At 64.5% G+C, this 12,134-nt stretch carries 13 protein-coding genes and 1 tRNA gene; 4 read left to right on the top strand and 10 right to left on the bottom strand.

What is annotated here, in order from left to right; translation table 11 throughout:
• Window positions 1–221: hypothetical protein (locus tag JKL46_RS35210; protein ID WP_210381396.1), on the top strand; the 221-nt coding region annotated here is incomplete at its 5' end.
• A 453-nt stretch (window positions 222–674) separates the two neighbouring features.
• On the opposite strand, the gene JKL46_RS18365 is transcribed toward JKL46_RS35210, so the two are convergent.
• Together JKL46_RS18365 and JKL46_RS18360 are read right to left on the bottom strand one after the other, a co-directional pair.
• A tRNA-Gly gene (locus tag JKL46_RS18365) sits at window positions 675–749 on the bottom strand.
• A 74-nt stretch (window positions 750–823) separates the two neighbouring features.
• Window positions 824–1,915 carry a 2'-deoxycytidine 5'-triphosphate deaminase gene (locus JKL46_RS18360; RefSeq protein WP_201835658.1) on the bottom strand — a complete coding sequence of 364 codons (1,092 nt, stop codon included), beginning with the start codon at window positions 1,913–1,915 and terminating at the stop codon, window positions 824–826.
• A gap of 196 nt (window positions 1,916–2,111) precedes the next feature.
• Between JKL46_RS18360 and apaG the strand changes: the two genes are divergently transcribed.
• Together apaG and argE are read left to right on the top strand one after the other, a co-directional pair.
• On the top strand, window positions 2,112–2,504 hold the full coding sequence (gene apaG, locus JKL46_RS18355; protein WP_201835656.1) for a Co2+/Mg2+ efflux protein ApaG: 393 nt from the start codon (window positions 2,112–2,114) through the stop codon (window positions 2,502–2,504).
• Window positions 2,505–2,511: 7 nt separating this feature from the next.
• Window positions 2,512–3,684, top strand: coding sequence for an acetylornithine deacetylase (gene argE / locus JKL46_RS18350; protein ID WP_201835648.1), 1,173 nt, complete (start codon window positions 2,512–2,514; stop codon window positions 3,682–3,684).
• 146 nt (window positions 3,685–3,830) lie between these two features.
• Here argE and JKL46_RS18345 read toward each other — a convergent pair whose 3' ends face one another.
• The 3 genes from JKL46_RS18345 to JKL46_RS18335 are packed head-to-tail and all read right to left on the bottom strand — an operon-like array spanning window position 3,831 to window position 6,948.
• Window positions 3,831–4,820: an Hsp33 family molecular chaperone gene (locus JKL46_RS18345; protein WP_201835640.1), complete on the bottom strand. Its 990-nt coding sequence runs from the start codon at window positions 4,818–4,820 to the stop codon at window positions 3,831–3,833.
• Window positions 4,817–5,743 carry an ornithine carbamoyltransferase gene (gene argF, locus JKL46_RS18340; protein ID WP_201835638.1) on the bottom strand — a complete coding sequence of 309 codons (927 nt, stop codon included), beginning with the start codon at window positions 5,741–5,743 and terminating at the stop codon, window positions 4,817–4,819. Before argF ends, JKL46_RS18345 begins: the two co-directional genes overlap by 4 nt.
• Entirely contained in the window at window positions 5,740–6,948 is a 1,209-nt protein-coding gene (locus JKL46_RS18335; protein WP_201835630.1) for an acetylornithine transaminase, read from the bottom strand. Before JKL46_RS18335 ends, argF begins: the two co-directional genes overlap by 4 nt.
• A gap of 385 nt (window positions 6,949–7,333) precedes the next feature.
• Between JKL46_RS18335 and JKL46_RS18330 the strand changes: the two genes are divergently transcribed.
• Complete coding sequence (locus JKL46_RS18330; RefSeq protein WP_201835628.1) at window positions 7,334–7,873, top strand: GcrA family cell cycle regulator; 540 nt, start codon at window positions 7,334–7,336, stop codon at window positions 7,871–7,873.
• A gap of 73 nt (window positions 7,874–7,946) precedes the next feature.
• Here the strand turns inward: JKL46_RS18330 and phoB are convergent, their stop codons facing one another.
• Genes phoB through pstC form a run of 5 tightly spaced genes read right to left on the bottom strand, consistent with a single transcriptional unit; the run spans window position 7,947 to window position 12,110 of the window.
• Window positions 7,947–8,663 carry a phosphate regulon transcriptional regulator PhoB gene (phoB, locus tag JKL46_RS18325; protein WP_201835626.1) on the bottom strand — a complete coding sequence of 239 codons (717 nt, stop codon included), beginning with the start codon at window positions 8,661–8,663 and terminating at the stop codon, window positions 7,947–7,949.
• Window positions 8,664–8,665: 2 nt separating this feature from the next.
• The gene (phoU, locus tag JKL46_RS18320) at window positions 8,666–9,379 is read right to left on the bottom strand and encodes a phosphate signaling complex protein PhoU (RefSeq protein WP_201835616.1); all 714 of its coding nucleotides are present in this window, start codon (window positions 9,377–9,379) and stop codon (window positions 8,666–8,668) included.
• 28 nt (window positions 9,380–9,407) lie between these two features.
• On the bottom strand, window positions 9,408–10,226 hold the full coding sequence (gene pstB, locus JKL46_RS18315; protein ID WP_201835615.1) for a phosphate ABC transporter ATP-binding protein PstB: 819 nt from the start codon (window positions 10,224–10,226) through the stop codon (window positions 9,408–9,410).
• Complete coding sequence (gene pstA / locus JKL46_RS18310) at window positions 10,223–11,125, bottom strand: phosphate ABC transporter permease PstA (protein ID WP_201835613.1); 903 nt, start codon at window positions 11,123–11,125, stop codon at window positions 10,223–10,225. Before pstA ends, pstB begins: the two co-directional genes overlap by 4 nt.
• Window positions 11,126–11,135: 10 nt before the next feature.
• Window positions 11,136–12,110, bottom strand: coding sequence for a phosphate ABC transporter permease subunit PstC (gene pstC / locus JKL46_RS18305; RefSeq protein ID WP_201835611.1), 975 nt, complete (start codon window positions 12,108–12,110; stop codon window positions 11,136–11,138).
• Between the last annotated feature and the right edge of the window lie 24 nt (window positions 12,111–12,134).

Below are 12,134 nucleotides of genomic sequence, written 5' to 3'. Positions count from 1 at the left end.
CACCCGATCCATCCGGACCGGCGCAAGGACACCGCCGCCTACGCTTCTCTTCCCCTCTCAACAATGTCAAAGAGCAAAAATCCCTCGTCCCGAAAGACAAAGAACCGGACCTCAAGCGCCCCGGCCGTCCTCGCGAACCGCCAGATCCCTTAAAGTCCCCGGCGCCAGCCCATCAGAACCGCGCCGCCGATGAAGAGGTTCTATCCGAAGCCCTTCCGTAGGTCAACACCAATTTCGAAGAAATTTTCCGAAATTTGCGTCGCCTCGACGCAGTCCTTCAGTATTCAAGCAAGCTTCTTCGTTCGCAAAAGCGTATTAGCCTTTGCGTTTATTTCTTTCAGATCGATAATCTCGATCCGAAAGCTTCTCATTGTCGTCAGAGGAACCAGGGATCGCTGCCATCTACTGGCATCCGTGGCTCGTGCCGTTGGTCAGAACATTTTCAGTTCTTGACCGCGACCCGGACAGACTGCGGGATCCGAGGATCTCGGCAGCGTCGGCGTCTTGTGAGAGTGAAGCTCGCCCGAACTGAATTCCGGCGGGGCTGCGGATATGTCGATTCCCGGATCGTTTGTCAACTCCGGAACCCTCACATTGATGCAGCCAACTGATGGAGCACCGCGCGCGAGCAAAGACGCGGGCCGAAGAACAGATTGCGCTTTAAGGGAAATCGTTGGAGCGGGCGATGGGAATCGAACCCACGACATTCAGCTTGGGAAGCTGACGTTCTACCTCTGAACTACACCCGCGTCTCTCTATTCATATCCGGCCTTCCCTCGATCCTGCAAGAGGGTTGCGGCTTTCGTCACCGAAAGTGCCAAGGTTATCGGAAGTGTTTTGAGAGCTTCAGCCCTTGCGCCTGATAGTTCGAACCTGCACCCGCGCCGTAGAGCACCTTCGGACGCTCGGCCATGCGCTCGTAGACGAGGCGGCCGACAATCTGCCCGTCTTCCAGGATGAAGGGCACGTCGCGGGAGCGCACCTCGAGCACGGCGCGGGCCCCCTCCCCTCCCGCTCCGGCATGGCCGAAGCCCGGATCGAAGAAGCCGGCGTAATGGACGCGGAACTCGCCCACCAGCGGATCGAAGGGCACCATCTCGGCGGCATAATCGGGGGGCACGTGCACCGCCTCCTTGGAGGCGAGGATGTAGAACTGGCCCGGATCGAGGATCAAGGTGCGGGAGGCATCGGCATAGAGCGGCTCCCAGAAATCCGCGATGCGGCAGGAGCCTGGCTTGTCCACGTCGACCAGCCCCGTATGGCGCTTGGCGCGATAGCCGATGAGGTTGTCGGCCCCGAAGCCCGCGAGATCGACGCTGACGGCGACGCCGTCCTGGATCGAGGGCTCGGCGGAGGTCACGACGCGCTCCTGCTCATGAACCTTCTGGAGCTCGGCGTCGCTCAGGCGCACATGGCCCTTGCGCAGGCGCAGCTGCGACAGGCGCGTGCCGGTGCGGACCAGCACAGGAAAGGTGCGCGGCGAGATCTCGGCATAGAGGCGGCCGCGATAGCCCGCACCGATGGTGTCGAATTCCTGGCTCCGGTCGGTGATCACGCGGGTGAACACGTCGATGCGGCCGGTCGAGCTCTTCGGGTTGGCGGCCGCCGACAGATCCTCCGGCAGGGCCAGGGACTCCTGCAGTTCGGCGATATAGACGCTGCCCGTCTCCAGAATGGCGCCGTTCGCGAGATCGATCTCGTGGAAGCTCAGCTGGTCGAGCCGGTCGCGGACCGTATGGTTGCGGCCCGGCAGGAAGCTGGCCCGCACCCGGTAGGCCCGGCGCCCGAGCCTGAGATCGAGGCTCGCCGGCTGGACCTGGTCGGAGGCAAAGGGCGTCTCCGGCGCGATGACGCCTGCTTCCGCGAGGCGCATGATGGCATCTGCCGACTGGATCCCGTCCTTCACCGCAACCATGTTCGTCTTCCGAGGGCCCCGCCCTCTTTCGCTATTGAGCCTGGCAGTATTCTCTAAGGGTTGTTACGCAATTCTCAAACGGAATTATCCCCCTGGGCATCCCTCCGACCCGGTGCTCCACCCCTCGATTGACGAGGCCTTCGGCCGGCCTTAACCAAGAGCGCATGGAATTCCTCTACCGGCCGAAGGCGTGCTCATGTATCAGGCTGTGACCCGCGGCATCAGCGTGACGGTGACGCCGCGCTACATGCCGGAAGAGTCCTCGCCCGAGCAGGGCCGCTACTTCTTCGCCTACACGGTCGAGATCATCAACGGGAGCCTGGACCGCGTGCAGCTGCGCTCGCGCCACTGGCTGATCACCGACGAGCACGGGCATGTGCAGGAGGTGCGCGGCACCGGCGTCGTCGGCGAGGAGCCGGTGCTCGGCCCGGGCGAAAGTTTTAGCTATACCAGCGGCTGCCCCCTCCCCACCCCGAGCGGCACCATGCAGGGCACCTACCTCATGGAGACCGCCGGCGGCGAAACCTTCGACGCCGAGATCCCCGCCTTCTCCCTCGACATTCCCCGCACGAACCGCGTGCTTCACTGAGGTTTTCATGTCTCTCAACGGTCAGCGGTTCACGCCGCTCGAAATGCTGGCGAAACTTGTCTCGTTCGACACCGTGAGTTCGAAGTCGAACTTAGCCCTGATCGCATTCGTCGAGAGCTATCTCCAGAGCTGGAACGTGCCTTATGTGCGGGTGCCCAATGAAGCCGGCGACAAGGCGGCGCTCTATGCCACCATCGGCCCGCAGGATCGCGGCGGCATCGTGCTCTCCGGCCACACCGACGTGGTGCCGGTCACGGGCCAGGCCTGGACGTCCGATCCGTTCACGCTGCGCGTGGAGAACGGGCGCGCCTATGGGCGCGGTGCGGTGGACATGAAGGCCTTCGATGCGCTCGCGCTCGCCCTGGTGCCGGAATTCCTGGCGGCCGATCTCACGACGCCGATCCACATCATGCTCTCATACGACGAGGAGACCACGTGTCTCGGCGTCGTCGATACGATCCGCCGCCTCGGGCATGACTTGCCCCTGCCGCAAGCTGCGATCGTCGGCGAACCGACGATGCTCGAAGTGGTGGATGCGCATAAAAGCGTCGTCACCTTCACCACCATTGTGCACGGCTTCGAGGCGCATTCCTCGAAGCCCTACCTCGGCGCGAGCGCCGTGATGACGGCAGCCGAACTGGTCACGGAACTCAACCAGATCGCGGATGAGATGATGTCGCGGGGCGACACGAGCGGGCGCTTCGATCCCCCCTACACGACCGTGCATGTGGGTACGATCGCAGGCGGTACGGCGCGCAATATCCTCTCCAAATCCTGCAGCTTCCACTGGGAATTCCGCGGCCTGCCGAGCCTCGATCCGCAGGAAATCCCGGCGCGCCTCGACCGGTTCGTCGAGGAGGTTGCTCTCAAGCGCCTTAACCGCTTCGGCGAGTTCGGCCGGATCGAGACGAATCTCGAAGTGGCCGTGCCGGGACTTGCGCCGGATCCAGGATCCTTTGCCGAAACCCTCACCTTACGTCTCGCCGGCAAGAACCACACGCAGACCGTGCCCTTCGGCACGGAGGCGGGACATTATCAGGCAGCGGGCATTCCGACTGTCGTCTGCGGCCCCGGCTCGATCGATCAGGCGCATCAGCCGGATGAATACATCACGCTGAACCAGCTCGAAGCGGGCGCCGCCTTCATGCGGCGGCTCGCGGCGACCTGCGCGAGTTCGTGATCTGATCAAACTGCTCTGACCTCATCCTGAGGAGGTCGCGCAGCGACCGTCTCGAAGGAGGATCCAGTGCACTCTGGAAGCTCCTTCGAGACGCAGCTTCGCTGCTCCTCAGGATGAGGTGCGTGTTTTTTGCAGTGTCGTTAGTGCTAGGTTTCCGACTTCGCGATCTCGGCCTCGACCTCGACCGGGTCGAGATCGTAGAAGCGCGAGCAGAACTCGCATGTGATGCCGATGCGGCCGTTGTCGCCGACCATGTCGCGGCGATCTTCCGGTGAGAAGCGACGCATCATGCCCATGATGCGCTCATGCGAGCAGGTGCATTCCTCATGCACGTGCTGGCCTTCGAACACGCGCACGCCGCGCTCGTGGAAAAGGCGGTAGAGCAGCCGCTCGCTCGACACCGCCGGGTCTATCAGTTCGTGATCTTCTACCGTCGCGACGAGCGACTTGGCTTCGACCCAGGCATCGTCCTCGGCGGGCTTCGACAGGTCGTTCGACGGATGTCCTTCCGGGATGTCGCCGGGATGGAGATCGGCCTGGCGCTGCCGCTCGGGAGACGACGGCAGGAACTGGATCATCAGGCCGCCGGCGCGATAGGTCTGGCGGCCCTCCTCGAACTGCTCCGCGACGGCCAGGCGCACCTGCGTCGGGATCTGCTCGGACTGGCGGAAATATTCGTGCGCCGCTTCCTCGAAGCCCTGGCCCTGCAGCGCCACGACACCCTGGTAACGGCTGCGCTCGGAGCCCTGATCGATGGTCATGGCGAGGTAGCCGGTGCCCAGGAGTTCGCCGGTCCCTGCAGCGGCCGAGCCGAGAGCCTCGAGCCTGTCCTTGTCGAACCGCGCCGTGGCGCGCAGGCGATCCGGCGCGTTGAAGTCGACGACGACCATGTCGATGATGCCGTCGGTCTTGGTCTGCAGCTGGAAGCGGCCTTCGAGCTTGAGCGAGGCGCCAAGCATGGCGGTGAGCGCGGCCGCCTCGCCGATGACGCGCGCGACGCGATCGGGATAGCCGTGGCGGGTAATAATGGTGTCGATGGAAGCCCCGAGACGCACGACACGCCCGCGCACGTCGAGCGGCTCGACCGAGAACGGCAGGACGACGTCGTCATGTCCTTCGAACGAAGCCTGGCTCATGCGTTTGCCGCTCCGAGACACCAGGCCAGGATCCCCTTCTGCGCGTGCAGCCGGTTCTCGGCCTCGTCGAAGACCACGGATTGCGGGCCGTCCATGACCTCGTCCGTGACCTCCTCGCCGCGATGGGCGGGAAGGCAATGCATGAAGAGTGCTTCCTTGTCGGCCACGCCCATCAGCCTGCCGTTGACCTGATAGGGCTTCAGCAGGTTCTGGCGGCGGAACTCGTCGTCGTCGCCCATGGACACCCAGCAATCGGTGACGACGGCATGGGCGCCTTCGACGGCTTCATAGGCATCGGTGGTCACGCTGATCCGGGCCCCTTCCTGTTTCGCCCAGGACAAAAGCTCGGGACGCGGGGCAAGTTCCGGCGGCGATGCGATCTTCAGGGAGAAATCCAGCCGCGCGGCCGCATGGACCCAGGAAGCGAGCACGTTGTTGGAATCGCCCGTCCAGGCCACGGTGCGCCCTTGAATGGAGCCGCGATGCTCCTCGAAGGTCATGATGTCGGCCATGATCTGGCACGGATGCGTCGTCTTGGTGAGGCCGTTGATCACAGGGATCGAGGCGTATTGGGCGAGCTCCGTCACCATGGCATGGTCGAGGGTGCGGATCATGATGGCGTCCACATAGCGCGAGAGAACCCGCGCCGTGTCGGCGATGCTCTCGCCGCGGCCGAGCTGCATCTCCTTGCCCGTGAGCATCAGGGTTTCGCCGCCAAGCTCGCGCATGCCCACATCGAAGGACACGCGGGTGCGGGTGGAGGGCTTGTCGAACACCATCGCCAGGACCTTGCCCTCGAGCGGGCGATCCTTGGCCTTCTCGCCGCGGCGGCGCTTGGCCTTCAGCTCGAGACCGATATTCAGGAGATGCCGGATCTCGGCGCCGGAAAAGTCGCTGAGATCGAGGAAGTGACGGGTCTTCATTGAACGGCTCCCTGCTGAGCATGGGCTTTCTGCTCAGCTTCGATGGCGAGGCACGCGGCATCGATACGATTGACGGCGTCAGAGATATCGGCATCGCCGACGATCAGAGGCGGCAGGAGACGGACCACGTTGTCGCCGGCGCCGATCAGAAGCAGCTTCTCGGCACGGGCAGCGGTGACGAATTCCGTATTGGGCACCACGGTGCGCAGGCCCATCATGAGACCCTGGCCGCGTACGTCGGCGATGACGCTCGGATGGCGGTCCTTCAGCTCGGCCAGGCGCTGCTTGAGCAGCAGGCCCTTGCGCTCGACCTCCTTCAGGAAGCCCGGCGCCAGGATGACGTCGAGCACCGCGTTGCCGACGGCCATGGCAAGCGGGTTGCCGCCGAAGGTGGTGCCGTGGGTGCCCACCGTCATGCCCTTGGCGGCGTCCGCCGTGGCGAGGCAGGCGCCCATCGGGAAGCCGCCGCCGATGCCCTTCGCCACGGACATGATGTCGGGCGTCACGCCGGTCGATTCATATGCGAAGAGCTTGCCGGTGCGGCCGACGCCGGTCTGGATCTCGTCGAAGATCAGGAGCAGACCGTGCTCGTCGCAGAGACTGCGCAGCTCGCGCATGAAGGCATTGGACACGGTGCGGACGCCGCCCTCGCCCTGGATCGGCTCGATCATGAGGGCAGCGGTCTCGGGACCGATGACGGCCTTGAGAGCCTTGAGATCGTCGACGGGCACCTGGTCGAAGCCTTCCACCTTCGGGCCGAAGCCCTCCAGATACTTGGCCTGGCCGCCGGCGGCGATGGTCGCGAGCGTGCGGCCATGGAAGGCGCCTTCGAAGGTGACAATGCGGAAGCGCTCCGGATGGCCCTTCGCGGCATGGTACTTGCGAGCCATCTTGATGGCCGCCTCGTTCGCCTCGGCGCCGGAATTGGAGAAGAAGACCACATCCGCGAAGGTGTTCTCCACCAACCGCTTGGCCAGCCGCTCGCCTTCCGGGATCTGGAAGAGGTTCGAGGTGTGCCAGACCTTGGTGGCCTGCTCGGTCAGTGCCTGCACCAAGTGCGGATGGGCGTGGCCCAGGGCATTGACGGCGATGCCGGCGCCGAAATCGAGATATCGCTCGCCATCTCGGCCGTAGAGCCAGGGCCCCTCCCCTTTCTCGAAGGAAAGCTCGGCGCGTGCGTAGGTCGGCAGCAATGGCGATGTCACAGGTCGTCTCCGCCTTGAGAGGCCCAAGGTCGCACCCGGGCCCCGAAAAAGAAAGCGCCGCCCCAGCGGGGGCGGCACAGCGGGGATTCTAATCAGGCACGAGACCCTGTCAATTCAAGAGAAATGAACTGACTCATCACAAGGAATTTTTGCCGCTTCCTGGAGCTTGGCGAGTTCCTTGGGGAAAACGACATGGCCTGTTCGGGGACTCTTGCGCCGGAGTCCACCCATCCTGTAACTTCGGGTCAGTCGAGTACGGACATTCGTGCGGCGGCTTTCACCCTCAGGAGCGACCCTCGCAAACGCGGTCGGACGTAAAAACCCTGTCCGCGAGGCATCCGGGATTCTGAGCTTGAAGGCTGCCAGCGATGGAGGCAGATTAAAAATGATGGATGCGGGCGCAACTTGGACGGATGAGCGGGTCGAGCTTCTCAAGAAGCTCTGGACCGACGGTTTGAGCGCGAGCCAGATCGCCGCCGAGCTTGGCAACGTGACCCGCAATGCGGTCATCGGGAAGGTTCACCGTCTCGGCCTGTCCGGCCGGGCCAAGGACGCGAAGCCTGCCGCCTCGGCGGCTGCGACCCGCGCCCGCAAGGCGACCCGCGCGCCCAGCGCTCCGGCTCCGATCACGGCCCAGGTGCACAGCAGCAACGTGGTGATCGCACCGATCCCGCTGCAGCCCGTGGCCGACGTGCCCGAGGTCTTCGCGGAAGACGACATCGCGATCCCCATGTCGGAGCGCGTGACCATCATGGATCTGCGCGAGTCCATGTGCCGCTGGCCCATGGGCGATCCGACCAAGCCGGAATTCCGCTTCTGCGGCGCGCGTTCCATCACCGGCCTGCCCTATTGCAACCATCACGCCCGCATCGCCTATCAGCCGGTGGCCGACCGCAAGCGCGAGCGGAAGCTGGCCAGGGCTTAAACTTAGAGAGCTTCAAAAAGGCCGCGCCGATGATACTCGGCGCGGCCTTTTTGTTTGTTCTCGGCCCTTGATCTCAAGCGTCCAGCGCCTGCTCCTCGCGGGCGAAAGTCTCGTCGAAGGAATAGCCGGCACCGCGCACGGTGCGGATGGGGTCGGGCCGGCGCGGCAGGTTGATCGCCTTGCGCAGGCGGCCGACATGCACGTCGACGGTACGCTCGTCGATATAGACGTCGTGGCCCCAGACCGCATTGAGCAGATGCTCGCGGGAGAAGACACGTCCGGGGCTCTGCATCAGGAATTCCAGCAGGCGGAACTCGGTCGGGCCAAGATGCAGCTCCTGGCCGGAGCGGCGCACACGGTGGGTCTCGCGGTCGAGCTCGATATCGCCCGATCTCAGCAGCGTTGCGATATGGGTCGGCTTCGTCCGGCGCAGGAGCGCGCGCACCCGCGCCAGCAGCTCCGGCACCGAGAACGGCTTGACGATGTAGTCGTCCGCGCCGGTGGACAGGCCGCGGATGCGGTCGCCCTCTTCGCCCCGCGCCGTGAGCATGATCACGGGCAGGCGCTCGGTTTCGGTGCGCGCGCGGATGCGCCGGCACAGCTCGATCCCGGATAGACCTGGCAGCATCCAGTCGAGCAGCACGATGTCGGGCACCTGCTCCCGCAGGCGGATCTCGGCCTCGTCACCGCGAGAGACGCCGTCCACCTCGTAGCCCTCGGCTTCGAGGTTGTAGCGCAGGAGGAGCATCAACGGCTCCTCGTCCTCCACGATCAGAACGCGCGGTCCCATGGTCAGGCTCCGATTCCAACCGTCGTATCGATGGAGCGGTCGTTCTTGGGCCGGTCGATGGCGAGCGTCTCGCCCGTGACGAGATAGTGGACCGTCTCGGCGATGTTGGTGGTGTGGTCGCCGATGCGCTCGATGTTCTTGGCGCAGAAGAGAAGATGCGTGCAGAACGAGATGTTGCGCGGGTCTTCCATCATATAGGTCAGGAGCTCCCGGAACAGCGAGGTGTAGAGCGCGTCGATGGCGCCGTCGCGCTTCCACACGTCGAGGGCCTTCGCGGTGTCCTTCTGCGCATAGGCGTCGAGAACGTCCTTGAGCTGCGCGAGGACGAGGTCGCCCATGTGCTGGAGACCGACGACGATCTTCTGCGGCTGAAAGTCGTCGCCGATGGCGAGCGCCCGCTTGCCGATGTTCTTCGCCATGTCGCCGATGCGCTCGACATCGCCGGAGATGCGGATCGCCGAGATGGTCTCGCGCAGGTCGATGGCGAGCGGCTGGCGCCGGGCGATGGTGAGAATGGCATTCTCCTCCACCTCGCGCTGCAGCACGTCGAGGCGCTTGTCGGAGGCAACGACCACCTGAGCGAGCGCCTTGTCATGGCGCACCAGCGCCGCGATGGAATCGACGAGCATCTTCTCGGCGATGCCGCCCATCTCGGAGATGCGCTGCCGCAATCCCTGCAGGTCGTTGTCGTAGGAGCTGACGATATGCTCCGCCATGGGAGACGCCTCCGTTGAAGTGCTTCGATCAGCCGAAGCGGCCCGTGATGTAATCCTGAGTCTGCTTCTTGACCGGGTTCATGAACATCCTGGTGGTCGGCCCGAATTCCACGAGCTCGCCGAGATACATGAAGGCCGTGAACTGCGAGATGCGCGCCGCCTGCTGCATGTTGTGCGTGACGATCACGATGGTGAATTCGGAACGGAGCTGCTCGATCAGCTCCTCGATCTTGCCGGTGGAGATCGGGTCGAGCGCCGAGGTCGGCTCGTCGAGCAGGATCACCTCGGGGCGCTGCGCGATGGTGCGCGCGATGCACAGGCGCTGCTGCTGGCCGCCCGACAGGCCCATGCCCGACTGGCGCAGCTTGTCCTTCGCCTCGTCCCACAAAGCCGCCTTGCGCAGGGCCTCCTCGACACGGTCGTCGAGCTCGGACTTCGACAGTTTCTCGTAGAGTTTGATGCCAAAGGCGATGTTGTCGTAGATCGACATGGGGAACGGCGTCGGCTTCTGGAACACCATGCCGACGCGGGCGCGCAGCTCGTTGACGTCGACGGAAGGCGAGAGCACGTTCTGCCCGTCGAGCAGGATCTGCCCCTCGGCGCGCTGCTCGGGATAAAGGCTGTAGATGCGGTTGAAGGTGCGCAGCAGCGTAGACTTCCCGCAGCCGGAAGGGCCGATGAGAGCCGTGACCTGCCGGTCGTAGAAATCGAGCGAGATGTCCTTCAGGCTGCGGAAGTCACCGTAATAGAAATTGAGGTCCTTGACGGCGATGCGCACCGGCGCACTGGCATCCGCAGCGGCCGCATTTCCGATGGCGCTGCTCGTGTTGAGGGCAATGGTGCTCATCGGGCTTTATCCTTCCTCAGGAGCAGGCGCGCGACGACCGACAGCGCCAGGATCGACATGGTGATGATGAGGGCGCCGGCCCAGGCGAGTTCGCGCCAGTTCTCGTAAGGCGACAGGGCGAACTGGAAGATCATGACCGGCAGGTTCGAGACACCGCCCATCAGGGTCGGGTTGAACCAGAAATTGTTGTTGAGGGCCGTGAAGAGCAGCGGAGCCGTCTCGCCGGCGATGCGGGCCGTGGCGAGCAGAATGCCGGTGACCATGCCGGCGCGGGCCGCCTTCCAGCTGATGTGGATGATCACTGTCGACATGGGCGCGCCGAGTGCCGCTCCGGCCTCGCGCAGGGAACCCGGCACGAGGCGCAGCATATCTTCGGTTGTGCGCACGATGACGGGCACCGCGATGATCGCCAGCGCCACGCCGCCGGCCCAGCCGGAATAGCCGCCCATGGGCTGCACCATGAGCATGTAGACGAAGAGGCCGATGAGAATGCTGGGCGCCGCGAGCAGGATATCGTTCACGAAGCGGATGATCTCGGCGAGCTTGGAGCCCTTGCCGTACTCTGCAAGATAAGTGCCGGCAAGAACGCCGACGGGTGTCGCCACGACGATGCCGAGGAACGTGAGGATGAGGCTGCCCACGAGGGCGTTGGCGATGCCGCCGCCCTGGCTTCCGGGCCCTGGCGTCGTCTCGGTGAACACCGCTGGCGAGAGCCCGCCGATGCCCTCGTAGAGAAGCATGAGCAGGATCCAGCCGAGCACGGTGGCGCCGAGGATCGTGAACAGGGTGCAGATGATCTTGAGAGCCTGATTGGCCACATGGCGGCTGCGGCGCACCCGGCCCCAGGGAGCAGGAGCGACGGTCGTCGGTGCGACGCGCGCTGGCAGTGCGGTATCCATGGTCATCTCCCTAACCGACCTTCACGCGCGACACGAGGAGCCGGGCGAGCACCAGCACGGCGAACGTGACCAGGAACAGGATGCAGCCCAGGGCCATCAGCGCGTTGAGCTGCAGGCCGATAGCCTCGTTGAACTCGTTGGCGATCCGCGAGGCGATGGTGGAGCCTGGATCGAAGATCGAGCCGGACAGGCGGTTGGCGTTGCCGACCACGAAGGTGACCGCCATCGTCTCGCCGAGCGCGCGGCCGAGGCCGAGCATGATCGCGCCGATGATGCTTACCCCGGCCTGCGGCAGCAGCACATTGCGCACCACTTCCCAGGTTGTGCAGCCGATGCCGTAGGCGCTCTCGCGCAGCACCGAGGGGATCTGATCGAGAATGTCGCGCGCGATCGAGGCGATGAAAGGAATGATCATGATCGCGAGAATGATGCCGGCCGTCAGGATGCCGACGCCGGAGGGCGTGCGTGCATAAAGAATGGTGCCGACGATGGGCATGCCCTCAACGATGTTCGAGACCGGGATCTGAACGTAGTTCGCGAAGAGGGGCGCGAAAACGAAGAGGCCCCACATGCCGTAGATGATGCTTGGCACGGCAGCGAGCAGCTCGATGGTGGTCGCCACAGGGCGCTTGAGCCAGGGCGGGCAGAGCTGCGTGAGGAAGATCGCGATGCCGAGGGAAAGAGGCACGCCGATGACGAGGGCGATCAGTGCCGTCGAGAGAGTGCCGACGATGGCGACCCAGGCGCCGTACTGATCCTCGTTGACGTTCCAGACGCTCGAGGTGATGAAGCCGAGGCCGAACTCGCGGAAGGCGGGCAGGCCGCCATAGATCATCGAGCCGAGGATGCCTGCGAGCACGATCAGCACCAGAAGGGCCGATCCAAGGCTCGCGAGGCGGAAGAGCCGGTCACGGCCCGGCGGCGGGGATCGGCGAGCGGGAGAAGCCGCGCTCGACACGAGACGTTCTTGCGAGAGAGCTACCATTCGCCGATCCGCTTTGTTGTTCGA

The organism is Microvirga zambiensis WSM3693, assembly GCF_016735695.1.
GTDB classification, from domain to species: domain Bacteria; phylum Pseudomonadota; class Alphaproteobacteria; order Rhizobiales; family Beijerinckiaceae; genus Microvirga; species Microvirga zambiensis.
The sequence above is the reverse complement of the archived record's forward strand: the minus strand, read 5'-3'. Positions and strand labels throughout refer to the sequence as shown.